The 19,765-nt window shown below is 69.9% G+C and carries 31 protein-coding genes; 16 read left to right on the top strand and 15 right to left on the bottom strand.

What is annotated here, in order from left to right; genetic code table 11:
* Nucleotides 1-3: 3 nt before the first annotated feature.
* Nucleotides 4-381: a RidA family protein gene (locus LZ009_RS01840; protein WP_275696173.1), complete on the top strand. Its 378-nt coding sequence runs from the start codon at nt 4-6 to the stop codon at nt 379-381.
* Nucleotides 382-405: 24 nt separating this feature from the next.
* Here the strand turns inward: LZ009_RS01840 and LZ009_RS01845 are convergent, their stop codons facing one another.
* Nucleotides 406-573: a hypothetical protein gene (locus LZ009_RS01845; RefSeq protein WP_275696174.1), complete on the bottom strand. Its 168-nt coding sequence runs from the start codon at nt 571-573 to the stop codon at nt 406-408.
* Nucleotides 574-645: 72 nt separating this feature from the next.
* On the bottom strand, nt 646-1,857 hold the full coding sequence (locus LZ009_RS01850) for an MFS transporter (RefSeq protein ID WP_275696175.1): 1,212 nt from the start codon (nt 1,855-1,857) through the stop codon (nt 646-648).
* Between the two features lie 125 nt (nt 1,858-1,982).
* Here LZ009_RS01850 and LZ009_RS01855 point away from each other — a divergent pair, with 125 nt between their 5' ends.
* A complete protein-coding gene (locus LZ009_RS01855) occupies nt 1,983-2,189 on the top strand; it encodes a dodecin (protein WP_275696176.1) in 207 nt (68 codons plus the stop codon).
* 368 nt (nt 2,190-2,557) lie between these two features.
* Here LZ009_RS01855 and LZ009_RS01860 read toward each other — a convergent pair whose 3' ends face one another.
* Nucleotides 2,558-3,070, bottom strand: a complete 513-nt coding sequence (locus LZ009_RS01860; protein ID WP_275696177.1) for a DUF1697 domain-containing protein — start codon at nt 3,068-3,070, stop codon at nt 2,558-2,560.
* Between the two features lie 107 nt (nt 3,071-3,177).
* Here LZ009_RS01860 and LZ009_RS01865 point away from each other — a divergent pair, with 107 nt between their 5' ends.
* Complete coding sequence (locus tag LZ009_RS01865) at nt 3,178-3,555, top strand: carboxypeptidase regulatory-like domain-containing protein (RefSeq protein ID WP_275696178.1); 378 nt, start codon at nt 3,178-3,180, stop codon at nt 3,553-3,555.
* Here LZ009_RS01865 and LZ009_RS01870 read toward each other — a convergent pair.
* Together LZ009_RS01870 and LZ009_RS01875 are read right to left on the bottom strand one after the other, a co-directional pair.
* A complete protein-coding gene (locus LZ009_RS01870; RefSeq protein WP_275696179.1) occupies nt 3,552-3,911 on the bottom strand; it encodes a hypothetical protein in 360 nt (119 codons plus the stop codon). The two genes, LZ009_RS01865 and LZ009_RS01870, sit on opposite strands and share 4 nt — an antisense overlap.
* Nucleotides 3,912-3,915: 4 nt before the next feature.
* Nucleotides 3,916-4,893: a cation diffusion facilitator family transporter gene (locus tag LZ009_RS01875; RefSeq protein WP_275696180.1), complete on the bottom strand. Its 978-nt coding sequence runs from the start codon at nt 4,891-4,893 to the stop codon at nt 3,916-3,918.
* A gap of 62 nt (nt 4,894-4,955) precedes the next feature.
* Here LZ009_RS01875 and LZ009_RS01880 point away from each other — a divergent pair, with 62 nt between their 5' ends.
* Both LZ009_RS01880 and LZ009_RS01885 read left to right on the top strand, forming a co-directional pair.
* Nucleotides 4,956-5,426, top strand: a complete 471-nt coding sequence (locus tag LZ009_RS01880; RefSeq protein WP_275696181.1) for a MarR family winged helix-turn-helix transcriptional regulator — start codon at nt 4,956-4,958, stop codon at nt 5,424-5,426.
* Nucleotides 5,423-6,952, top strand: coding sequence for a DHA2 family efflux MFS transporter permease subunit (locus LZ009_RS01885; RefSeq protein ID WP_275696182.1), 1,530 nt, complete (start codon nt 5,423-5,425; stop codon nt 6,950-6,952). Before LZ009_RS01880 ends, LZ009_RS01885 begins: the two co-directional genes overlap by 4 nt.
* A gap of 15 nt (nt 6,953-6,967) precedes the next feature.
* On the opposite strand, the gene LZ009_RS01890 is transcribed toward LZ009_RS01885, so the two are convergent.
* Nucleotides 6,968-7,435 carry a DUF3237 domain-containing protein gene (locus tag LZ009_RS01890; protein WP_275696183.1) on the bottom strand — a complete coding sequence of 156 codons (468 nt, stop codon included), beginning with the start codon at nt 7,433-7,435 and terminating at the stop codon, nt 6,968-6,970.
* 129 nt (nt 7,436-7,564) lie between these two features.
* On the opposite strand from LZ009_RS01890, the gene LZ009_RS01895 reads away from it, so the two are divergent.
* Together LZ009_RS01895 and LZ009_RS01900 are read left to right on the top strand one after the other, a co-directional pair.
* The gene (locus LZ009_RS01895; protein WP_275696184.1) at nt 7,565-7,801 is read left to right on the top strand and encodes a hypothetical protein; all 237 of its coding nucleotides are present in this window, start codon (nt 7,565-7,567) and stop codon (nt 7,799-7,801) included.
* Between the two features lie 11 nt (nt 7,802-7,812).
* On the top strand, nt 7,813-8,712 hold the full coding sequence (locus tag LZ009_RS01900; protein ID WP_275696185.1) for a cation diffusion facilitator family transporter: 900 nt from the start codon (nt 7,813-7,815) through the stop codon (nt 8,710-8,712).
* A 3-nt stretch (nt 8,713-8,715) separates the two neighbouring features.
* Here LZ009_RS01900 and LZ009_RS01905 read toward each other — a convergent pair whose 3' ends face one another.
* From LZ009_RS01905 to LZ009_RS01915, 3 genes are read right to left on the bottom strand one after another with little or no spacing between them, the layout of a single operon-like run.
* Nucleotides 8,716-9,219 carry a hypothetical protein gene (locus tag LZ009_RS01905; protein WP_275696186.1) on the bottom strand — a complete coding sequence of 168 codons (504 nt, stop codon included), beginning with the start codon at nt 9,217-9,219 and terminating at the stop codon, nt 8,716-8,718.
* A 56-nt stretch (nt 9,220-9,275) separates the two neighbouring features.
* Nucleotides 9,276-10,508, bottom strand: coding sequence for an RNA polymerase sigma factor (locus LZ009_RS01910; RefSeq protein ID WP_275696187.1), 1,233 nt, complete (start codon nt 10,506-10,508; stop codon nt 9,276-9,278).
* Nucleotides 10,509-10,513: 5 nt separating this feature from the next.
* Entirely contained in the window at nt 10,514-10,870 is a 357-nt protein-coding gene (locus LZ009_RS01915; protein WP_275696188.1) for a YciI family protein, read from the bottom strand.
* Between the two features lie 107 nt (nt 10,871-10,977).
* On the opposite strand from LZ009_RS01915, the gene LZ009_RS01920 reads away from it, so the two are divergent.
* Nucleotides 10,978-11,865, top strand: a complete 888-nt coding sequence (locus tag LZ009_RS01920; RefSeq protein ID WP_275696189.1) for a LysR family transcriptional regulator — start codon at nt 10,978-10,980, stop codon at nt 11,863-11,865.
* Here the strand turns inward: LZ009_RS01920 and LZ009_RS01925 are convergent.
* Complete coding sequence (locus LZ009_RS01925; protein WP_275696190.1) at nt 11,862-12,686, bottom strand: TauD/TfdA dioxygenase family protein; 825 nt, start codon at nt 12,684-12,686, stop codon at nt 11,862-11,864. The two genes, LZ009_RS01920 and LZ009_RS01925, sit on opposite strands and share 4 nt — an antisense overlap.
* A 126-nt stretch (nt 12,687-12,812) precedes the next feature.
* Here LZ009_RS01925 and LZ009_RS01930 point away from each other — a divergent pair, with 126 nt between their 5' ends.
* The 5 genes from LZ009_RS01930 to LZ009_RS01950 all read left to right on the top strand — a co-directional run bounded on the left by LZ009_RS01930 (nt 12,813) and on the right by LZ009_RS01950 (nt 16,760).
* Nucleotides 12,813-13,874 (top strand): hypothetical protein, encoded by a 1,062-nt coding sequence (locus LZ009_RS01930; protein ID WP_275696191.1) that lies wholly within the window; start codon nt 12,813-12,815, stop codon nt 13,872-13,874.
* A 73-nt stretch (nt 13,875-13,947) separates the two neighbouring features.
* On the top strand, nt 13,948-14,487 hold the full coding sequence (locus LZ009_RS01935; protein ID WP_275696192.1) for a glycine zipper 2TM domain-containing protein: 540 nt from the start codon (nt 13,948-13,950) through the stop codon (nt 14,485-14,487).
* Nucleotides 14,488-14,515: 28 nt separating this feature from the next.
* Complete coding sequence (locus LZ009_RS01940; protein WP_275696193.1) at nt 14,516-14,752, top strand: PepSY domain-containing protein; 237 nt, start codon at nt 14,516-14,518, stop codon at nt 14,750-14,752.
* Between the two features lie 5 nt (nt 14,753-14,757).
* On the top strand, nt 14,758-15,429 hold the full coding sequence (locus tag LZ009_RS01945) for a response regulator transcription factor (RefSeq protein ID WP_275696194.1): 672 nt from the start codon (nt 14,758-14,760) through the stop codon (nt 15,427-15,429).
* Nucleotides 15,426-16,760: an ATP-binding protein gene (locus tag LZ009_RS01950; protein WP_275696195.1), complete on the top strand. Its 1,335-nt coding sequence runs from the start codon at nt 15,426-15,428 to the stop codon at nt 16,758-16,760. Before LZ009_RS01945 ends, LZ009_RS01950 begins: the two co-directional genes overlap by 4 nt.
* 1 nt (nt 16,761) lies before the next feature.
* Here LZ009_RS01950 and LZ009_RS01955 read toward each other — a convergent pair whose 3' ends face one another.
* Nucleotides 16,762-17,055 (bottom strand): ATPase with chaperone activity, encoded by a 294-nt coding sequence (locus LZ009_RS01955; protein WP_275696196.1) that lies wholly within the window; start codon nt 17,053-17,055, stop codon nt 16,762-16,764.
* A gap of 96 nt (nt 17,056-17,151) precedes the next feature.
* On the opposite strand from LZ009_RS01955, the gene LZ009_RS01960 reads away from it, so the two are divergent.
* Together LZ009_RS01960 and LZ009_RS01965 are read left to right on the top strand one after the other, a co-directional pair.
* A complete protein-coding gene (locus tag LZ009_RS01960) occupies nt 17,152-17,295 on the top strand; it encodes a hypothetical protein (protein ID WP_275696197.1) in 144 nt (47 codons plus the stop codon).
* Entirely contained in the window at nt 17,292-18,065 is a 774-nt protein-coding gene (locus tag LZ009_RS01965) for a trypsin-like serine peptidase (protein ID WP_430300197.1), read from the top strand. The genes LZ009_RS01960 and LZ009_RS01965 overlap by 4 nt, the downstream gene beginning before the upstream one ends.
* 42 nt (nt 18,066-18,107) lie before the next feature.
* Here the strand turns inward: LZ009_RS01965 and LZ009_RS01970 are convergent, their stop codons facing one another.
* On the bottom strand, nt 18,108-18,269 hold the full coding sequence (locus LZ009_RS01970) for a hypothetical protein (protein WP_275696198.1): 162 nt from the start codon (nt 18,267-18,269) through the stop codon (nt 18,108-18,110).
* A 121-nt stretch (nt 18,270-18,390) separates the two neighbouring features.
* On the opposite strand from LZ009_RS01970, the gene rraA reads away from it, so the two are divergent.
* Nucleotides 18,391-18,936, top strand: a complete 546-nt coding sequence (gene rraA / locus LZ009_RS01975) for a ribonuclease E activity regulator RraA (protein WP_275696199.1) — start codon at nt 18,391-18,393, stop codon at nt 18,934-18,936.
* A 3-nt stretch (nt 18,937-18,939) separates the two neighbouring features.
* Here the strand turns inward: rraA and LZ009_RS01980 are convergent, their stop codons facing one another.
* From LZ009_RS01980 to LZ009_RS01990, 3 genes are read right to left on the bottom strand one after another with little or no spacing between them, the layout of a single operon-like run.
* Entirely contained in the window at nt 18,940-19,068 is a 129-nt protein-coding gene (locus LZ009_RS01980) for a hypothetical protein (protein WP_275696200.1), read from the bottom strand.
* Between the two features lie 2 nt (nt 19,069-19,070).
* Nucleotides 19,071-19,481: a DUF192 domain-containing protein gene (locus tag LZ009_RS01985; protein ID WP_275696201.1), complete on the bottom strand. Its 411-nt coding sequence runs from the start codon at nt 19,479-19,481 to the stop codon at nt 19,071-19,073.
* Nucleotides 19,481-19,759 (bottom strand): hypothetical protein, encoded by a 279-nt coding sequence (locus LZ009_RS01990; RefSeq protein ID WP_275696202.1) that lies wholly within the window; start codon nt 19,757-19,759, stop codon nt 19,481-19,483. Before LZ009_RS01990 ends, LZ009_RS01985 begins: the two co-directional genes overlap by 1 nt.
* Nucleotides 19,760-19,765: the final 6 nt, after the last annotated feature.

Raw genomic sequence — 19,765 nt, forward strand, 5'->3', positions numbered from 1 at the left:
CCCATGATCACGCCCATCAACCCGCCCGGCAACGCAGCGCCCGGCGGCCACTATTCGCACGGCACGGTCGCCAACGGCTTCGTGTTCGTCTCGGGCCAGTTGCCCATCACCGCCGCCGGCGAGAAGCTCACGCAGGCCAGCTTCGCTGACCAGACGCGGCAGGTGCTGGCGAACGTCGCGAACATCTTGCAGGCCAGCGGCAGCGGCATCGACCGGCTGGTGCAGGTGCGCGTCTACGTCGACAGCAGCGACAACTGGCCGGAGTTCAACGCCATCTACTCGCAGTGGGCCGGCGCCAGCCGCCCGAGCCGCGCCGTGGTGCCCGTCGGGGCGCTGCACTACGGGCTGAAGGTGGAAGTGGAAGCCGTCGCCGTCGTGTAGGCCGGGGTGGCAACCCCGGCGCGCTTACTCCTGCTGCTTGCGGTTGTCCTCGGTCTGGTCGCCCTGGTCGCGCGCCTCGCCGCCGGAGTCTTCCTTCTCCGGAGTCGGCGGCTCGACGCGCTGGTCGGTCGGGCGCTGGGGGCTGCCGGGGATCGTGGCGTCGTTGCGATCGTCGTTGGCGGGGCGGGGCATCGTGGTTCTCCGGTGGGGGGACCAGTTTGCGGCCCGGCCGGCGCGCGCGGGCCTCGCTGTGTCAAGACGTGATCAGGCCGCCGGACTGAGCCCCGCGCGCCTCGGTGCGGGCGTGGCGGGCAGCTGGCTCACGACCAGCAGCGACACGATGGCCGTCGCCGTCATCACGCCGAGCAGCGTCGCGAATCCGGCCTGCTTGACCACCGGCCCGATCAGCCACACCGCCAGCGAGCTCGCGCCGAGCGACACCGCCAGCCGCATCCCCGACACCCGCGAGCGCATGCTGTCGTCGACGAAGCGCACGATCATCGCGTCGGTGAAGGGAATGGCGCCGAAGATGGTGACCATGAACAGGAACTGCAGCAGGTAGAAGGTCCAGCCCTGGGCCACCGCCGCCAGCCCCAGCATCACCACCTGCGTGCCGACGATGCCCAGGTACAGCCCCTTCAGCGGCATCTTGTCGATCAGGTTGCCGACGATCAGCTGCGCGAAGGAAGCGCCCGCGTAGACCAGCGCCAGCAGCGTGCCGATCTGCGCCGGGTCCTGCAGGATGCCGCGCAGGCGGTCGGTGAGCAGCTCGTAGTTGCTGTTGGTGGAAAAGTTGAACAGCAGGCTGCCGCTGGTGGCGGCGACCGTCATCACGAGCAGCAGCCGCGGGATCGAGACGCCCGCCGGCAGCACCGCGCCACCGGCCTTCTTCTTCGCGGGCGCCCCTTGCTCGCGGGTGGCGAACACCGCGAACGCCAGGCCGAACAGCAGGCACAGCACGCCGGGCACGGCGAACGCCATGCGCCAGCCCAGGAACTTGACGAGGAAGCCGGTGGTCACGGCCGCCACCGCGACGCCGAGGTTGCCGACCAGGCCATTGATGCCGATGGTCCATCCGGGCCGCACGGCGTTCTGCACCAGCATCGGGATGCCCACCGGGTGGTAGATGGAAGCGAAGCATCCGAGCAGCGCCAGGGCCAGCGCCAGCTGCAGGGGCGACTGCGTCACGCTCACCAGCAAGGCGGCGGCGCCCATGCCGAAGAAAAACACGGTCATCATCTTGCGCCGGCCCCAGTGGTCACCCAGCCGGCCGGAGGGCAGCGAGCCGATGCCGAAGAAGAAGAACGCGGCCACGCCATAGGGCATGAGGTCTTCCCAGCGCGCGAAGCCGAAGTCCGCCGCGATGCTGGTCACCGCCGTCGCGAAGATCAGCAGGAACATGTGGTCGATGGCATGGCCGATGTTCAGCAGCCACTGGGTGGCCATCGAGTTGCCGGGGCGGTGGGTGGATTCCATGGCGCGATTCTCCCCAAGGCCGCGCTGGACGGCCATGCGCAGGCCTGCCGGAAATCCCCGAATTCCAGCCAATCTGCGGGCGCCGGCGCGATACTGCGACGACACCCCACACCCCAGGAGCAGCCATGTCGAACCACGTCTACAAGACCCTCGAACTCACCGGCTCGTCGAGCACGGGCATCGAAGACGCCGTCAACACCGCCGTCGCCAAGGCCGCCGAGACCGTGCGCAACATGCAGTGGTTCAAGGTGTCGGAAACGCGCGGCCACATCCGCGACGGCAAGGTCGCGTACTGGCAGGTGACGATCCAGGTGGGGTTCACGTTGGAATGAAGGTAATCAACATTTGAGCCGCTGAAACGGTGGCCCCCAACCCGGCCCAGGATGGGGCAGCCCGTTTCAGCGAATGTCCCCCGCGCGGACGACGCCTCCGGCTTAGTCCGCTCCTCCTCCTTAACTTCGCTGAAACGGGCTACCCCACCCTGGGCCTGCAGCGCGCGGGACCGGGCTTCGCGTCCTTCGGTAGCCAACGGGGAACGGCTCCGCGACTCCGCAGGGGAGCAGCGCCAGGGCGAGGCAGTCCTCCCTGGCGAAGTTAAGGGGGAGGAGCGGGTCGCAGCCGGAGGCGAGGCCCGCGCGGGGGACATTCGCCAGGGAGGGCTGCCTCGTCCTGGCGCGGGTGGAGAGCAGCGATCAACGAGTCAGACATTCGCCGCCTTCCGCACCGTGTCCCACGTCCGCGTCGTCACGTCCTTGCCGAACGTTTTCTCGATCAACGCCATGAACACCGGCCCCTTGGGACCAGGTACATAAGCGCTGAACAACTCGCGCCCCTGCAGGGCAAGAATGCGCGCGCCATCGAGTTCCACCGGCAGCTTCGGCGGATCGTCGGGCTCCGCCTGCAGGAAGGTCACCACGCGTTTCGCGTCCGCCGCAAGCTTGAAGCGCGCAAACGGATCGGCGGCGAGCAGTGCCAGCAGTTCCTCCTGCGGCCGGACGAACGCGACGAAGCCCTGGTCCAGGTGCTGCTCCATCGCCGCTTCGGCCTTCTTGCGCACCGTGCGCTCCGCGCCGCTGGCATCGAAGGCGACGTTGCCGCTGGAGAGCAGCGTCTTCACCTCCGTGAAGCACGCGGCTTCGAAAGCCCGCTTCAACTCGGGCATCTTGCAGTTCATGGGGCTCACGCCCCGCAGGAAGGCGACAAAGCGTTTCATGGCGCGGCACTCTAGCAGGCGCGGCCTGTCCTACCGCGCAGTAGCCGCTTCTCCGACGGCGCGCCGCAGTCGCGTGGCTCAAGAATGAGCCAACTCAAGGAGACACGATGAAGAAGCGGTTCCTCGCCCTGCCCGCCCTGGCCCTGGCGCTCGCCTGCGGGATGGCCCAGGCGCAAACCTTTCGCTGCGGCGGCATCGGCACGGCGGAGCAGGACCAGTTCAAGGCCGAAGCATCGCAGCACGATGCGCTGCTGACTTTCGCGCTGTCCACGGGGGCCTACGTGAGCGATGTCGACGTGACCGTCACCGACGGCCGCGGCAAGACGGTGGTGCAAGGCCGCTGCGGCGGGCCGCTGATGCTGCTCGACCTGCCGGGCAAGGGCACGTACCGCGTGAACGCGTCTTACGAAGGCAAGGCGCAGAGCAAGAGCCTGTCCCTGGGCGCCAAACCGGCGCGCGCGGTCTTCACCTGGCCCGCGGGCTAAGCCAGGCCGAACTCCTGGCGCAAGGCCGCGCAGAAGCCGGGCGTGCCGCCGACGGTCAGGCTCAAGGTGACGCGCGGCGTGCCGGCGGCACCGGCTTCGACCTGCAGCCGTCCGCGCGAATGCGCCACCCGCAAGGGTGTGGCAACCTCCTGCACGCCTTGCAACTCGTAATGCCACTCGCCGCCCTCGTCGGGTGGCATCGGTTCGCCGAAGTGCGCGTGCGCCCAATCGAGCACCTGGGCAATCTCGCCCTGCAAGTCCTGCAGCTGCGCGGGTGAAGCCGCGGCCATCGCGTCGAAGCTTCCGTTGCCCTCGGCGTCTTCGCTGTAGTCGAACTCCAGCCAGGCCAGCGTCATCGCGTCACACCACGTGCTCGGGCGCCAGCGCGCAGGCCGCGCCGGTTTCGGAGACCTCGATCTGCACCGTGCAGTGGTGGATCTCGAACTCCTCGTGCAACTCGTGCCCCAGGTGCTGCAGGAACGCATCACCCGGATGGCCGGCCGGCATCACCAGGTGCGCGGTGAGCGCGTTCTCCGTCGTGCTCATGGCCCAGATGTGCAGGTCGTGCACCTCGCGCACGCCCGGCAATGCGGCGAGCTTGGCGCGCACGGCCGCCGCATCGATGCCGGCCGGTACGCCTTGCAGCGCCAGGCGCATCGATTGCGCCAGCAGGTCCCAGCTGCTCCAGACGATCACGGCCGACACCACCAGGGTCGCCAGCGGATCGAGCCAGTTCCAGCCGGTCACCAGCACGATGCTGCCGGCGATGGCCACCGCCAGCGAGACGGCCGCATCCGCCGCCATGTGCAGGTAGGCGCCGCGCACGTTCAGGTCGCTCTTGGCGCCATGCATGAAGAGCCAGGCCGTGAAGCCGTTGATGGCCACGCCGACCAGCGACACCACGATGACGATGCCGCCCGCCACCGGTTCCGGATCGGAAAGGCGCCGCACCGCCTCCCAGGCCAGGCCGCCGGTCACCAGCATCAGCGCCAGTCCGTTGAGCAACGCCGCCAGGATCGAGCTGCCACGCAGGCCGTAGGTGAAGCGGCCGCTCGGCTGGCGCCGCGCCAGCCAGGTCGCGCCCCAGGCCAGCAGCAGGCTCAGCACGTCGCCGAGGTTGTGCGCCGCGTCGGCCAGCAAGGCCAGCGAATGGGCGGCGATGCCGAAGATCCACTCGACCAGCACGAAGCCGGCATTCAGCGTGATGCCGATGGCGAAGGCGCGGCCGAAGCTCGCCGGCGCATGGACGTGGCCGTGCGCATGGGCGTGCCCGTGGCCATGGTCATGCCCATGGTCGTGGTGATCGTGACCGGGGTGGTCGTGCTGGTGTTCCGCCATGCCGCCATGGTACGGCGGCGGCGGGCAGGGATTTCATAAACCCATTTATAATCTGCCAGCTTATGAAAACCAGCTTCGACCGCCGCTTCGGCTTCCTGGTGACCGACGTGGCGCGGCAGTACGGCCAGCAGTTCGACCGGGCGGCCCGCGAAAAGCTGGGGTTGTCGCAGGCGCAGGTCCGCCTGCTCGCCGTGCTGGCGGCGCACGAGGACGACCAGGCCTTGTCGCAGGCCGAGCTGGCGCTGCGCCTGGGCCTCACGCCCATGGGCGTGGCGAGCCTGTGCGACCGCATGGCCACCGCCGGCTGGATCGAGCGCCGTCCGCGCGCCGACGACAGGCGCATCAACGAACTGCACATGCTGCCCAGCGCGCGCAAGGCCATGGACAAGGCGCTGGCCATCGGTGACGAGCTGACCACCGCCTCGCTCGCGGGCCTGAGCGCCGCGGAACGTACGCAACTGCTGGCCCTGCTGGGCAAAGCGCGCGAGGGACTGCTCAAGCTCGCGGGCGGCGAGGCACCGGAAGAAGAATGAGCGTTTCGCAGCAGCACGACTTCCCGCACCGCGGGATGATCACGCTTTCCATCATGCTGGCCACGATCATGCAGGCGCTGGACACCACCATCGCCAACGTGGCCCTGCCGCACATGCAAGGCAGCCTGCAGGCCTCGCAGGACCAGATCACCTGGGTGCTCACCTCGTACATCGTCGCCTCGGCCATCGCGCTGCCGCTCACCGGCTGGCTGTGCGCGCAATGGGGCCGGCGCAAGGTCTTCATCGTGTCGGTGGTGGGCTTCACCATCGCCTCCGCGCTGTGCGGCATGGCCACGTCGCTCAACACCATTGTCATCGCGCGGCTGCTGCAAGGCGTGTTCGGCGCCGCGCTGGTGCCGCTGTCGCAGGCCGTGCTGCTGGACATCAACCCGCCGCAGAAGGTGGGCCAGGCCATGGCGATCTGGGGCGCCGGCATCATGGTCGGCCCCATCCTCGGGCCGCTGCTGGGCGGCTGGCTCACCGAGAACTTCGACTGGCGCTGGGTGTTCTTCATCAACCTGCCGGTCGGCCTGTTCGCGCTGTGGGGCATAGCCCGCTACCTGCCCGAGAACCGGCCTGCGCCGCAGAAGCTGGACCTGTTCGGGCTGGTGTCGCTCTCCGTCGCCATCGGCCTGCTGCAGATGCTGCTGGACCGCGGCGAACTGCTCGACTGGTTCGACGCGCTGGAGATCCAGGTCGAAGCGGCGGGCGCGCTGGTCGCCTTTGCCTTCTTCGCGGTGCACACCTGGACGGTGCAAGGCACGTCCTTCTTCGACCGCGACCTGCTCAAGGACCGCAACTACGTCACCGGCCTGCTGTTCGGTTTCATCGTCGGCGTGGTCCTGTACGGGACGATGGCGCTGCTGCCTACCTTCCTGCAGACGCTGATGGCCTACCCGGTGGTCTATACCGGCATGGTGACGGCGCCGCGCGGCATCGGCACCATGCTCGCGATGATCGTGGTCGGCCGGCTGGTGACCAAGGTGGACCTGCGCATGATCATGGCCACCGGCTTCCTGCTGACGGCCTTCTCGCTGTGGCAGATGACGCACATCACGCTGCAGATGGACTCCAGCCTGATCGTGTGGTCCGGCTTCATCCAGGGCCTGGGCATCGGCTTCACCTTCGTGCCGCTGTCGGCCGCCGCCTTCGCGACCCTCGCACCGCGGCTGCGCAACGAGGGCACGCCGATCTTCAGCCTGCTGCGCAACATCGGCGGCGCGGTGGGGATCTCGATCGTGCAGGCGCTGCTGACGCGCGGCGTGGCGCAGAACCATGCGCAGCTGGCCTCGCTGGTGGGCCCGGGCAACGCGGGCCTGGCGGCGCTGCCACCGCTGATGGACCCGTCCACCGCGGGCGGCCTGGCGGCGTTGAACATGGAAGTGACACGCCAGGCTTCGCTGCTGGCGTACATCAACGACTTCTGGGTGATGATGGCGGTGACGGTGCTGGCGATTCCGCTGCTGGTGCTGATGCGCACGCCCAGGCGGCAGGCGGCCGGCGCGCCGGCGGAAGTGCCGCATTGAGGCGGCGCGCCGCGCTCACTCCACCGCGAAGACGCTGATCTCCACCTTGTCCGGCCGCCGCACCCCGGTGCCGACGAAGATCCGCTCCATGATCCACGCCAGCGCCGGCGAGCCCGTCTCGAAGGTGGGCACGCAGCGGAAGTACACCAGCGCCGGATCGACCGGCTCGCCGCGGATCAGCTTGGCCGTCACCTCCGCGGGCGCCGAGCGCAAGGCCCGGTTCATCACGAAGATGCGGTCGCCCGCATCGGTCTCGACCACGTAGCGCGCATCGAGCTGCGCCACCGTGGCGCTGGCGATCAGCTGGAAGTCCGCGCCGCCGGGCAGGATGCGGCCGCGCCAGCCGTCGCCGACGACCTCGCCGCCGAGGATGGGAATGACGCGCCGCTGCGCGCCGAAGACCTTGCCGACTTCCTGCGGCTGGTCGACCTGGACCGAGAGATCGGCGAAGAACTGGAGACGGGGCGTGGCAAGCGTGCTCATGCCCGCGAGTATCCCCCGGGCCGGGGAAATCCTGTGCCCTGTCCTACCCGCAACGCGCCGCGCTTCCGACGCAGCGCTGGCGCGCTCCTGCCCAGAATCGACCGCAAAACCACTTCAACCGGAGCCGCCATGAAGATCGTTCCCCTTGCCGCCGTGCTGGCGGCCTGCCTCGCCGTCGCCGCCCCTGCGGCCAATGCCAAGGGCTGCCTCAAGGGCGCTGCCGTCGGCGGCGCTGCCGGCCACGTCGCCGGCCACCACGGGGTGCTGGGCGCCATCGGCGGCTGCCTGGTCGGCCGCCACCATGCCAACAAGAAGGAACGCGAGCTGGCCGCGCAACGGCAGGCGCAGCAGCATGCCTCCCGCTGAGCGGGCAGCGCGTGGCTGAGTCGCGGATTGCGATCTACGGCGCCATGGGCGCCAACCTCGCCATCGCGGTCACCAAGTTCATCGCGGCGGGCGTGACCGGCAGCTCGTCGATGATGTCCGAGGGCATCCACTCGCTGGTCGACACGGGCAACGGCGCGCTGCTGCTGGTGGGACTCAAGCAAAGCCAGAAACCGGCATCGCCGGCGCATCCCTTCGGCCGCGGCAAGGAGCTGTACTTCTGGAGCCTGATCGTCGGCGTGCTGATCTTCGGCCTCGGCGGCGGCGTTTCCTTCTACGAAGGCGTCCTGCACGTGCGCGAACCCGCACCGCTGGAGGACCCGACCTGGAACTACGTCGTGCTCGCCTGCGCCTTCGTGTTTGAGAGCATCAGCCTGGCGCTGGCGTGGCGCCAGTTCAAGACCGAACGCGGACCGGGCACCTTGTGGCATGCCCTGCGCGCCAGCAAGGACCCGACCACCTTCACCGTGCTGGCGGAAGACAGCGCCGCGCTGGCCGGCCTGGTGATCGCGGCGATCGGCGTGTTCGCCAGCCACGCCTTCGACGAACCGGCCCTGGACGGCGTCGCTTCCATGGCCATCGGCGTGCTGCTGGCCGGCGTGGCGGTGCTGTTGATCCGCGAGTCGCGCGGGCTGCTGGTGGGAGAAGGGGTCTCGCCGGCGCTGGCGCGCGAGATCCGGGAGCTGGCGACCGCCGAGGACAGCGTGCACCGCGCCGGGCCGGTGCTGTCGATGTACGTCGGCCCCGACGACGTGCTGGTCACCTTCGACGTGCACGTGCGGCCGGAACTCCCCAGCGGCGACGTTGCCGAAACCGTGCAGCGCATCCAGCAACGCGTGAAGGAGCGCTGCCCGGCGGTGACCCGGCTCTACATCGAGGTCAAGTCGGCCTGAGGCTTACCCGAGCTTGTTGTCCTCGCGCTTGGCTTCTGCCATCGCCTCCGGCTCGAGTTCCTCGGCCGCCGTGTTCAGGCGGATGAAAAGCCCCCAGGCCGCCAGCAGCACGCCGGTGGCGATCGTGATGGCCGCGGCGTAGACCAGCTGCGCGGGCTGCTCGTGGATGGCCTTGAAGGTCGCCACCAGCGCCTCGATGGCCATGGCGACGATCAGCACGACGAAGAAGCGCGAGAGGAAGCGCCGCACGCGCGTGGGCGCGCTGACCTGCGCTTCGCGCACGACCTCCTCTTCCGCGACGGTCTGCGCGATCTGCAGCGCCACCACGCCCGCCGCCAGCAGGCCGATGGCTTCGATGACCTGCTGCGCGGCCTCGCCGGTGAAGCCTTCACTGAGCGCCAGCCAGCCGGTGCGGGCCGCGATGGCGACCAGCGCCAGCGCGGCCGCGGCGAAGAGCAGCGCCATGATGGCGTGAATGAAGGCGAAGGCGCGCAGGAGGAGCTTCATGGCCGGGGATGCTACGCGCAGCGCACGCTTGCTGGGGTCGCGTTCGCGAACCCACCCTAGCGCTCGCCGAGCCGGGCCAGCCGCGCCTGGAGGAAGTCCCGTACCGCCGGATCCCGCTCCAGCCCGATCGCCCGCTCGTACGCCGGCGCGGCCTCCCGCGCCCGGCCCGCGCGCGCCAGCAGGTCAGCCCGTGCGGCCCAGTACGGCTGGTAGTCGTCCAGCCCGGCCAGGGATTCGAGTGCCGCCAGCCCCGCCGCCGCATCGCCCGCATGCGCCAGCGCCACCGCGCGATTGAGCGCGGCCAGCGGCGAGCCGGTGAGCGCCTGCAAGGCCTCGTACAGCGTGACGATCGCCGCCCAATCCGGGGCGCCGCCATGGCGCCGCACCGCATGCGCCGACTGCACCGCCGCCTCCAGCTGGTAGCGGCCGGCGGCGCCGAAGCGGCTGGCCCGCAGCAACAGGGACTCGGCTTCGTCCACCATGGCCGCATCCCAGCGCGACGGGTCCTGCTGCGCGAGCGGCACGTAGCCGCCTCTCGCATCGCGCCGCGCCGGGCGCCGCGCCTGCGCATGCAGCATCAGTGCCAGCAGCCCGAGCGGCTCCGGCTCCTGCGGCAGCAACTGCGCCAGCAGGCGGCCCAGCCAGATCGCTTCGTCGGCCAGGTTGCGCCGCTGCGGATCCGTGCCCTCGGCGTCGCTCCAGCCTTCCGCATAGGCGGCATAGACCGCCGCCAGCACCGCGTCCAGCCGCTCGGGCCAGGCCGCGCGCGGCGGCACCTCGAAGGCGATGCCGGCCTCGCGGATCTTGGCCTTGGCGCGCACCAGGCGCTGGCCCATGGCGGCCGGCGCCACCAGGAAGGCAGAGCCGATCGCGGCCGCGTCGAATCCCAGCACGGCCTGCAGCATCAGCGGCGCGCGCACGTTGGCGGCCAGCGCCGGATGCGCGCAGACGAACATCAGGCGCAGGCGCTCGTCGGGGATGCCGGCGTCGTCCACCGGCTCAGCGACTTCTTCCAGCAACAACAGGTATGCGGCCGCGTCCTCCGCATGGATGCGCGACCGCACCGCGTCGACCATGCGCCGGCGCGCGACCGTCAGCAGCCAGGCCTCGGGGCTGGCCGGCACGCCGCGCACCGGCCAATCCGCCAGCGCGCTGGCGAAGGCTTCCGACAAGGCGTCCTCGGCGCCGGCGACGTCACGCGTGCGGGCGGCCAGGAAGGCCACCAGCTTGCCGTAGCTGCGCCGCGCCGCGGCTTCCGCCGCTTGCGCGGCGCCTGCCCCGTCTTCCATCGCGCTCAGTAGTCGCCCATGGCCCACACCGGCCGCACTTCCATGGCTCCATCGGCCGCACCCGGGCAGCGTGCCGCCCACGACAGGGCCGCGTCCAGGTCCTTCACGTCGATTAGGTAGTAGCCGCCGAGCTCTTCACGGGTCTCGATGAAGGGGCCGTTCTGCACGTCGGTCTTCCCGTCGCGCACGCGCACCGTGGTGGCGGTACTGGCCGGACGCAGCCGGTTCGACCCGCGCAGCACGCCGGCGTCCTTCAGGGCCTTGGTGTAGGCGCCGTAGGCCGCGATGCGCGCGGCGATGGTGTCCTGGGGCATGGACTTCATGGGCGTGTCGTCCGAGTGGATCAGCAAGAGGTATTCCATCGTTCACTCCTTGGGGAGAACGGCGCCGCACCATGCGGCGCCTGGACAATGTCGCGCGAGGCGCCCGGATTTCGACATGATCCCGGTGCGTTTATTCTGCGCGCACGATGAAGATCAACCTCAAGCTGCTGGGCACCTTCCTGGCCGTGGCGGACAACGGCAGCTTCCGCAAGGCCGCCGAGCAGCAGCACCTGTCGCTGCCGGCGGTGAGCATGCAGGTCAAGCAGCTGGAAGAGCGCCTGGGCGTCGCCCTGTTCCAGCGCACCACGCGGCGGGTCGAACTCACCCGGGAGGGCGAGCAGCTGGTGATCGCCGCCCGCAAGGCGATGGCCGAGATCGACGGCGCGCTGGTGCAGTTGCAGCAGACCGCGCAGGTGCAGCAAGGGCAGCTGGCCTTTGCCTGCGTGCCATCGGTGGCCAGCAGCCGCCTGCCGGCCCTGTTGGTCGACTTCGCGCGCCAGTATCCGGGCATCGCGGTGCGGGTGCGCGAGCTGGCGCTGCCGGACCTGCTCGAAGCGGTGCGCCGGCGCGAGGTCGATTTCGGCATCGGCCCGCAGCAGGAGCGCAAGGGCGAGCTCGAATTCGCGCCCATCTTCGTCGACGAATACGTGGCGCTGGTGCCGCCGCGAAGCCCCGCCGCGGCCAAGCCGACCATCACCTTGCGCGAGCTGGCGAAACTGCCGCTGCTGGCGCTGTCAGGGGGTTCCCAGTTCCATCACCAGCTGGCGGACGTGCTCAAGGCGCAGGGCCTGAGCCCGGACCTGAACTACGAGTTCACCCACGTCAGCACCCTCGTCGCGATGGCGGAGGCAGGGCTGGGGGTGGGCGTGCTGCCAGGCGTGGCGGTGCCGCCGGGCACGCCGTTGAAGACGCTGCGCATCACGCGCCCGGTGATGAACCGCACCATCGCGGTCATCACCATCCGTGGCCACAAGCTGTCGCCGGCGGCCGCGCGCTTCGTCGCGCTCTGCGACGCGCTGATCCCGCCGCGCTAGACGGGCCTGGTGCCCTGCAAGGTGATGCGGTGCATCAGCCGCTTGTAGCCGTGGTAGTCGTTCACCGGGTTGTGCATCGCGCAGCGGTTGTCCCAGAAGGCGATGCAGTCGGCGTCCCAGCGGAAGCGGCAGGTGAATTCCGGCCGGACCTGGTGCGCGAACAGGAACTGCAGCAGCGGCGCGCTCTCGGCGTCGGTCATGCCGACGATGCCGCTCGTGTGCGCCTCGTTCACGTACAGCGACTTGCGCCCGGTTTCGGGATGCGTGCGCACGATGGGATGCTCGGCCCGGTATTCGCTGGGCTTGCCCTCCTTGCCGTCGCTCTTGATGCGGTCCTCGCGCGTCTTCGAGACGTCGGCCTTGGCGGAGCTGGAGATGCCCACCAGCGGCGCCAGCACCTGCTTCATCGTGTCCGACAGGCGCTCGTAGGCCAGCTCCTGGTTGGCGAACAGCGTGTCGCCGCCATAGGGCGGCACCTCGCGCGACAGCAGCATGGAGCCCAGCGGCGGCTCCTGCAGGTAGGTGGTGTCGGAATGCCAGACGCCGCCGAAGTTGACCTTCTCGTGCTCCAGCTTCTTCACCTCGATGATCATCGGGAAGCCTTCGATGCCCTTCACGAACGGATATTCGATGGGCGTGCCGAAGGCTTCGGCAAAGCGCAGGAACTGCTGGGGCGTGAGCGGCTGCCGGCGCAGGAAGATCACCTTGTGCTGCAGGAAGGCCGCGCGCAGCTGCGCCGCCAGCGCCGGGCTGATGGGGTCGCGCAGGTCGACCCCGGAAATTTCGGCGCCCAGCGCGCCGGCAATCGGTTGGATGTCCATGCACAGGAGGTTACGCAATGGCGCGCCTGGGCACAAATCAAATAATCTGAAGCATTGTTCCGTTCAGGCTGCGTTCACTCATCGGTATCTAAAGTGGACCCACAGCAAATCACTGGAGGTCCCCGCATGAAAACCACCGCCATCCGCAACCGTGCCGCAGCAGCGCTGCTGTTCCTTCCGCTGGCCGCCGCCGTGGTCGCCACGCCGCCGGCGCACGCGCAACCCGCCCGGGCGGAGTTCGCGCGCCCCGCCATCGAGCGCTTCGTGCTGAACACGCACGGCCGGATCGAGCCGGGCAAGGAGCTCCGGTTCCGCCTGCGGGGCGTGCCCGGCGCGCAAGCCACGGTCGACATCCCCGGCGTGATGCGCGGCATCGCCATGACGGAAACCCGCCCGGGCGTCTACGAAGCCGACTACACGGTCCGCCGCCGCGACGACCCCCGCGCCTTCGAACGCGCCACCGCCGTCCTGCGCGTCGGCAACCAGCGTGTGATGGCCCGCGTCGACGTGCGCGGCGACGAGGAACGCCGCGACGAGCAGCCGCCGCGCATCACCGACGTGACGCCCGGCGACGGCGTCCGCGTGAGCGAGCGCGGCCGCGTGCACCTGTTCGCTCGCCTGGGCGACGAGGGCAGCGGTGTCGATCCCGCCAGCGTGCGGCTGCGCCTGGACGGCCGCGACGTGACCGGCGCCGCGCAGGTCACCGCCGACGAGGTGCGCTGGCGCGACGACCTGCGCGAAGGCCGCCACACGGCCGAGATCGAGGTGCGGGACCGCTCGGGCAACGCGACCCGCAAGGCGTGGAGCTTCGAGGTCGTGCGCGCGGAACCGCCGGTGGTGGTGCCGGTTCCTCCGGTCGTGCGTCCGGTGCCGCCGGTGCCCCCGGTCGCTCGCGACGCCAGCCCGCCGCGGATCTTCGCGGAGACGCCGGCCGAAGGCATCCGTGTCTTCGAGAACGCCCGCGTTCACCTGGCGGTGCGCTTTGACGACGAGGGCAGCGGCGTCGATCCGGCCACGGTGCGCCTGCGCCTGGACGGCCGCGACGTGACCTCGATCGCCCAGGTCTCCGCCGAGGAAGTGCGCTTCCGCGAGGACCTGCGCATGGGCCGCCACACCGCCGAAATCGAGGTGCGCGACCGCGCCGGCAACGCATCCCGCAAGTCCTGGACGTTCGAAGTCGTTCGCTGATCCGTTCAGCTTGCGTTCATGGGGCGCCGCTTAAGCTGGCGGCGCCCCTTCCAAAACGAGGAGTCTTGAAGAAATGAAACGTATCGCCCTTCTTACCGCCCTGGCCGCCGCTGCCGCCGGCGCCATCGCCCAGCCGCAAGGCTTCGTCGACAACGCGCGCGTGCGCAGCGTCGAGCCCCAATATGAAAGCGTGCAGGTGCCGCGCGAGGAGTGCAGCAGCCAGTGGGTGAACGAAGCCCGCCCGGTGCAGGCCCAGGGCAACAGCCTTCCCGGCATCGCCATCGGCGCGGTCGTGGGCGGCGTGCTGGGCAACCAGGTCGGCAAGGGCCACGGCAAGGAAGCCGCGACCGCCGCCGGCGCCGTTGCGGGCGCGATGGTCGGCAACAGCGTGGCCACCAGCGGCCAGCAGCCGCAATACGTGCAGGACCAGCGCGAAGTGCGCAGCTGCCGCCAGGTGGTCGACGTGCAGAACCGCCTGACCGGCTACCGCGTCAACTACGAGTACCACGGCCAGCAGTACAGCACCGTCATGCGCGAGAACCCGGGCCCCAACCTGCAGGTGCGCGTGTCGGTGGAACCGCTCGAGCGGGAGTACCATCGCCAGCGTCGCTGACCCACCAACGAGGACCTGAAGACCCGTCATGAAAACGCTTGCCCGCCTGACCTGCGCCCTGCTGCTGGCCGTGGCCACGACCGCCTGGGCGGACGTGAGCCGCGACGACGCGGCGGCCATCGCGCAGCGCGCGAGCAACGGGCGGGTGCTGGCCGTGGAGCGCTCCGAATCCGGCGGCAAGCCGGTATGGCGCGTGAAGGTGCTGACGGCGCGCGGCGACGTGCGCGTGATCCTGGTGGACGTCGCCACCGGCCGCACCTCCTAGCGCCCATGCGCCTGCTGCTGATCGAGGACGACGCCGCCCTGCGCCAGGGCCTCAAGCGCCAGCTGGAAGCCGAGGGCTATCGCGTCGACGAAGCGGGCGACGGCGCCGAGGGCCTGTTCCTCGCCCAGGAATATCCCTTCGACCTGGCCATCGTCGACCTGGGGCTGCCGAAGATCAACGGGCTCACCATCGTGCAGCGGCTGCGCTCCGAAGGCCGCACCATGCCCATGCTGATCCTCACCGCCCGCTCCAGCTGGCAGGACAAGGTGACCGGTCTGGAAGCCGGCGCCGACGACTACATGACCAAGCCCTTCGAGTACCCGGAGCTGGCGGCGCGGGTGAAGGCGCTGCTGCGGCGCTCGATGCAGGCCGTGGCCGACGTGGCGAACTTCGGCCCCCTCAGCATCGACCTGGGCGCGCAGGCCGTGAAGCTCGATGGCGCGCCGCTGGAGCTGACCGCCTTCGAATACCGGCTGCTGGAATTCCTGGTGCGCGAACGCGCGCGCGTCGTCACCAAGCAGGAGCTGTCGGACTACCTCTATCCGCACGGCGAGGACCGCGACAGCAACGTGCTGGAAGTGCTGATCGGGCGGCTGCGCCGCAAGCTGGACCCGCAAGGCACGCTGGCGCCGATCGAAACCGTGCGCGGCCGCGGCTATCGCTTTACCCTGGGATGACGCCGGGCGGCTACTCGCTGCGCGCGCGACTCCTCCTCGGGGCGGCGCTGGTGCTGGTGGCCTTCATGGCCGGCGCCGGCATCGCGGTGCAGCGCGCCCATGCCGACAGCGTGCGCGCCGTCCACTTCAGCCGCCTGCAAGGCACCATCTACCTGCTGCTGGCGCGCGCTGAGCTCGACGAGCGCGGCGCGCTGGTGATGCCGCCCGAGTTTGCCGAGCCGCGGCTGTCGCTGCCGGCCTCCGGCCTCTATGCCGGCATCTTCAACACCAACCGCAAGGAAGCCTGGCAGTCGGCGTCGACGCTGGGCACCACGCCGCCCTTCCGCAGCGAGGCGAAGCCCGGCGAGTGGCACATGGAGACGATCGCTGCGGGGGCCAAGTCCTACCTGGGCGTGACCTACGGCGTGCGCTGGGCCGGCCGCAACGGCGACGCGCCGCTGGTGCTGTCGGTGCTGGAAGACAAGGCGGAATTCGACCACGAGATCAACGTCTTCGCCCGCACGCTCTGGGCCTGGCTCGGCGGCGCCGGCGCGCTGCTGCTGCTGGCGCAGCTGCTGCTGCTGCAATGGGGCCTGGCGCCGCTGCAGCGCGTGGCGCAGGAAGTGGGCCGGATCGAGGGCGGCCAGCAGGCGGCGATCGAGGGCCGCTATCCCACCGAACTCACCGGCCTCACGGAAAACCTCAACACGCTGATCCAGCAGGAGCGCGTGCGGCAGACCCGCTACAAGGAAGCGCTCAGCTACCTCGCGCACAGCCTGAAGACCCCGCTGGCGGTGCTGCGCAACGCGCTCGGCGAGCCGGCGCAGCTGCCGGCCACGGTGCGCGAGCAGGTCGGGCGCATGGACGACATCGTGCAGCACCAGCTCGGTCGCGCGGCAGCCGGCGGGGCCACGCGCTTCACGCCGGCGATTCCCATCGCGCCGGTGCTGCATCGCATCCGCGAAGCGCTGGCCAAGGTCTATGCGGAGAAGGAGCTCCAGTTCGAGATCGCCTGTCCCGACGCGATGAACTGGCGCATCGACGAGGGCGACCTGTTCGAGATGATGGGCAACCTGATGGACAACGCCGCCAAGTGGGCGCGCAAGCGCGTACGCGTCGAGGTCCAGCGCGCGGCCGGCGGCATGGCGATCACGGTCGATGACGACGGGCCGGGCTTCAGCGACACCCGCTCGGTGCTGCAGCTGCATGTGCGCGCCGACGAGCGGGTGCCCGGCCATGGCGTGGGCCTGCACGTGGTGAACGACCTGGTGGCCAGCCACAACGGGACGCTGGCGCTCGAGCGCGGGGCGCTGGGCGGGGCGCGCGTGCGCATCGCGCTGCCGCCGGCCTGAGCTACCAGGACAGCAGTTCAGCCAGCCGCTTGACGACCCAGCCGGCTTCCGCCGGCTGCAGCGGCGAGCCTTCCGCGGCCAGGCCTTCCAGCATCCGGTCCAGCACTTCCTGGCCCGGCACGCCCAGCTGGAACTGCCGTGCCGCTGCCTGCTCCGTGAGCATCTGGGCCATGTCCTCGCACAGCTCGTAGCGCTCGCGCACGTATGCCATGGGCTCGGTCAGCTTGTAGCCGCCCGGCGCGGCAAAGAGCGCCAGGAAGGATTCGGGCACCTGGATCTGGTTGGCATCTTCCATGGGAGCGCCGAGAATACCCGCCCGCCAGGGGCGTTTTGGCGCGGCCGCGAAAAAGGGGCGCATACTGGAGCCAACCGCATCAAGCAGGAGCTCCGCGTGCCGAAACCGAATTACAGCTACGAGAAGCGCCAGCGCGAGCTGGAGAAGAAGCGCAAGAAGGAAGAGAAGGCCGCCCAGAAGAAGGCGGCCGGCCAGCAAAGTGCGCCCGCGGTTCCCGAACCCGAGCCCACGCAGTCCTGAGCTTGCCCGCTTCTCCCGCCCCGCCGGCGGCCCGGCCCGTTGCGCGCGCGCTGGCCGAGCCCCTGCTGCTGAGCGCAACGCGCATCAGCACCTTCCTCGGCACCCGCCCCCTCACCGCCGCCACCGGCTTCTTCTTCGAACGCGGGCCGCGCCTCTTCCTGGTCACCAGCCGCCACGTCCTGTACGACGCCGCGAACAAGCACCTCCCCGATCGCATCGAAATCACGGTGCACACCGACCCGGTGAACCTCACGCGCACGGTGGTGTTGTCGCTGCTCCTGTACCGCGATGGCCAGGCCGATTGGCGGCAGGGGAAAGACAGCGGCGGCGAGATCGACGTGGCTGCGCTGGAGATCGACCGCTCCGTGCTTCCTCCCGACGCCGTGCTGTCCTGCTTCGGCACCGCCAACCTGCAGCCGGAACTGGACGCCATCGCCGTCGGCGCGACGGTGCTGGTGCCGGGGTTTCCGCTCGGTTTCTACGACACGGTGCATCACCTGCCGGTGGTACGGCACGCGATCATCGCTTCGTCCTTCGGCGTGCGCTTCCAGGGCCAGGGCTACTTCCTGACCGACGCGCGCATGCACCGCGGCTCCAGCGGCTCGCCGGTGGTGATGCGCGACACGAGCGCAGGCGCGGCCATGCCCTGGCGGCTGCTGGGCGTGCACTCCGCGCGCATGGACATGGGCACGCGCGACCTGGAGAAGGACGAGTCGCTCGGGCTGAATTGCGCCTGGTATGCGGATGTGCTGCTCACGCTGACCGCGTGAGTGGTGGGGTCGCTGGCGCGAACCCACCCTACGAATTCCAGATCAGGGCGTGCGGACGCAGTTCTCGCGCTTGGGGATGCGGCTGCCGACGCCGGGCTCGACCACGTCGCACTTGACCGCCGGGCGCTCGGCGAGGGTTTCGGTGGGCGCCGCGCAGGCGGAGAGCAGGATGGCCGCAGCAGCGGCCAGCAGGACGTGGTGCATCGGGATCTTCTTCGCTTCAATTTTTGAAGCGGGCAATGATAGCGGCAGACTGGCGCCGCGCCAGCCAGTGCAAAGTTCTAGGTAGTGTCCCGGAGACGGCCGCGCGGGGTGTAATGGCGGCATGACCCTGAAGACCTCCGACCTCTGCGACGCCTGCGAAGACGCCGAGGCCTGCGCCCTGCCGTTTCGCGGCTGGGGCCGGCGCCGCGCCTTTGCCGGCGTGATCCGCACGATCCGCTGCCGCGACGAACTGGACATCGCCCTGATGCGCGACCTGGTCACCCAGCCCGGCCCGGGCCAGGTGCTGGTGATCGACGGCGGCGGCTCGTTCGCGCGGGCGCTGTTCGGCGACGTGATGGCAGGCATGGCCAGCCGCAATGGCTGGGCGGGCGTGGTGGTGCATGGCGTGATCCGCGACGGCCTGGAGATCGACGCCATCGACATCGGCGTGAAGGCGCTGGGGACGGTGCCCAAGCGGGCCGGCCGCAGCGGCTCGGGCGAAGTCGACGTGCCCGTCACTTTCGGCGGCATCACCTTCACGCCGGGCCGGCGGCTCGTGGCCGACGAGGACGGCGTGATCGTGCTGCCCGAGGGAGTCAGCGAAATCGACGTGAAGGTCGAAGACGCGCTGGCCGCGACCGCAGCCTATGCCGCCGGCAAGCGCTAGCGCTTAACGCCAGGGCCGTTCGCTGCGCTGCGGCTGGTGGCCGTGGCGCGCGATGCGCTTGCCGATCTTGGCGACGATCGCCGCCAGGAACAGTGCGATCAGCACGTAGAACGCGATCCAAAGCAGCGACATGGTCAGCTCCCTGTGGTGGTTGCAAAGCACGGGCCGTCCAGCCGCATGCCGGGCGCTATGCCCTTGTCCTCGAACCAGCCCTGGTTGACTTCCAGGACGAAGCGTACCGGCCGGCCGGACGCGTGGCCCTCCAGCGAGTGCGGCTCCATGTCGGCCAGGCGGACGATGGTGCCGTCTTCTTCCAGGAAGGCGACCGACAAGGGCAACGGCGTGTCCTTCATCCAGAAGCTCTTGCGCTCCGGCACGTCCCACACGAACAGCATGCCTTCGCCATCCCCGAGCTGCTGCCGGTGCATGAGGCCCAGCGCGTGCTCCTCCGCGCTGCGCGCCACCCAGGCGTGCAGGTGATGCCCGCCGGCGCTCAGGTGCATGCGCGGCAGGTTGCGGGGACGGTGCGGATCGTGGTGGCGCATCAGGTCTTGTTGCTGCGGGTGGCGTCACGGAAGGCCACGTCGGCCTTGTGCACCGCCTTCTTGGTGACGGTCGCCACGCGCTGCATCGCGGCCTTCACTTCGGCGGCAAACTTTTCCTGCTTGCTGCCGGGCGGGGCCTGGGTGTCGTGCTTGGGCGGATGCAGGGTGATCCCGGTTTCCGGGTCCTTCACGCCGTCCTTGGCGGGGGGCGCGGCAATGGCAGAGGCTGCGCAGGCCGCAGCCAGCAGGGCGAAGCCCAGTGCTTTGCGGGTTTTCATGCGGAG

It is taken from the genome of Ramlibacter paludis (assembly GCF_022012305.1).
Taxonomy (GTDB): Bacteria; Pseudomonadota; Gammaproteobacteria; order Burkholderiales; family Burkholderiaceae_C; genus Ramlibacter; species Ramlibacter paludis.

Bases quoted from the DNA above. Each gene is read 5' to 3' on its own strand.
- LZ009_RS01840 (WP_275696173.1), top strand. From the start codon at position 4: ATGATCACGCCCATCAACCCGCCCGGCAACGCAGCGCCCGGCGGCCAC.
- LZ009_RS01845 (WP_275696174.1), bottom strand. From the start codon at position 573: ATGCCCCGCCCCGCCAACGACGATCGCAACGACGCCACGATCCCCGGC.
- LZ009_RS01850 (WP_275696175.1), bottom strand. From the start codon at position 1,857: ATGGAATCCACCCACCGCCCCGGCAACTCGATGGCCACCCAGTGGCTG.
- LZ009_RS01855 (WP_275696176.1), top strand. From the start codon at position 1,983: ATGTCGAACCACGTCTACAAGACCCTCGAACTCACCGGCTCGTCGAGC.
- LZ009_RS01860 (WP_275696177.1), bottom strand. From the start codon at position 3,070: ATGAAACGCTTTGTCGCCTTCCTGCGGGGCGTGAGCCCCATGAACTGC.
- LZ009_RS01865 (WP_275696178.1), top strand. From the start codon at position 3,178: ATGAAGAAGCGGTTCCTCGCCCTGCCCGCCCTGGCCCTGGCGCTCGCC.
- LZ009_RS01870 (WP_275696179.1), bottom strand. From the start codon at position 3,911: ATGACGCTGGCCTGGCTGGAGTTCGACTACAGCGAAGACGCCGAGGGC.
- LZ009_RS01875 (WP_275696180.1), bottom strand. From the start codon at position 4,893: ATGGCGGAACACCAGCACGACCACCCCGGTCACGATCACCACGACCAT.
- LZ009_RS01880 (WP_275696181.1), top strand. From the start codon at position 4,956: ATGAAAACCAGCTTCGACCGCCGCTTCGGCTTCCTGGTGACCGACGTG.
- LZ009_RS01885 (WP_275696182.1), top strand. From the start codon at position 5,423: ATGAGCGTTTCGCAGCAGCACGACTTCCCGCACCGCGGGATGATCACG.
- LZ009_RS01890 (WP_275696183.1), bottom strand. From the start codon at position 7,435: ATGAGCACGCTTGCCACGCCCCGTCTCCAGTTCTTCGCCGATCTCTCG.
- LZ009_RS01895 (WP_275696184.1), top strand. From the start codon at position 7,565: ATGAAGATCGTTCCCCTTGCCGCCGTGCTGGCGGCCTGCCTCGCCGTC.
- LZ009_RS01905 (WP_275696186.1), bottom strand. From the start codon at position 9,219: ATGAAGCTCCTCCTGCGCGCCTTCGCCTTCATTCACGCCATCATGGCG.
- LZ009_RS01910 (WP_275696187.1), bottom strand. From the start codon at position 10,508: ATGGAAGACGGGGCAGGCGCCGCGCAAGCGGCGGAAGCCGCGGCGCGG.
- LZ009_RS01915 (WP_275696188.1), bottom strand. From the start codon at position 10,870: ATGGAATACCTCTTGCTGATCCACTCGGACGACACGCCCATGAAGTCC.
- LZ009_RS01920 (WP_275696189.1), top strand. From the start codon at position 10,978: ATGAAGATCAACCTCAAGCTGCTGGGCACCTTCCTGGCCGTGGCGGAC.
- LZ009_RS01925 (WP_275696190.1), bottom strand. From the start codon at position 12,686: ATGGACATCCAACCGATTGCCGGCGCGCTGGGCGCCGAAATTTCCGGG.
- LZ009_RS01930 (WP_275696191.1), top strand. From the start codon at position 12,813: ATGAAAACCACCGCCATCCGCAACCGTGCCGCAGCAGCGCTGCTGTTC.
- LZ009_RS01935 (WP_275696192.1), top strand. From the start codon at position 13,948: ATGAAACGTATCGCCCTTCTTACCGCCCTGGCCGCCGCTGCCGCCGGC.
- LZ009_RS01940 (WP_275696193.1), top strand. From the start codon at position 14,516: ATGAAAACGCTTGCCCGCCTGACCTGCGCCCTGCTGCTGGCCGTGGCC.
- LZ009_RS01945 (WP_275696194.1), top strand. From the start codon at position 14,758: ATGCGCCTGCTGCTGATCGAGGACGACGCCGCCCTGCGCCAGGGCCTC.
- LZ009_RS01950 (WP_275696195.1), top strand. From the start codon at position 15,426: ATGACGCCGGGCGGCTACTCGCTGCGCGCGCGACTCCTCCTCGGGGCG.
- LZ009_RS01955 (WP_275696196.1), bottom strand. From the start codon at position 17,055: ATGGAAGATGCCAACCAGATCCAGGTGCCCGAATCCTTCCTGGCGCTC.
- LZ009_RS01970 (WP_275696198.1), bottom strand. From the start codon at position 18,269: ATGCACCACGTCCTGCTGGCCGCTGCTGCGGCCATCCTGCTCTCCGCC.
- rraA (WP_275696199.1), top strand. From the start codon at position 18,391: ATGACCCTGAAGACCTCCGACCTCTGCGACGCCTGCGAAGACGCCGAG.
- LZ009_RS01980 (WP_275696200.1), bottom strand. From the start codon at position 19,068: ATGTCGCTGCTTTGGATCGCGTTCTACGTGCTGATCGCACTGTTCCTG.
- LZ009_RS01985 (WP_275696201.1), bottom strand. From the start codon at position 19,481: ATGCGCCACCACGATCCGCACCGTCCCCGCAACCTGCCGCGCATGCAC.
- LZ009_RS01990 (WP_275696202.1), bottom strand. From the start codon at position 19,759: ATGAAAACCCGCAAAGCACTGGGCTTCGCCCTGCTGGCTGCGGCCTGC.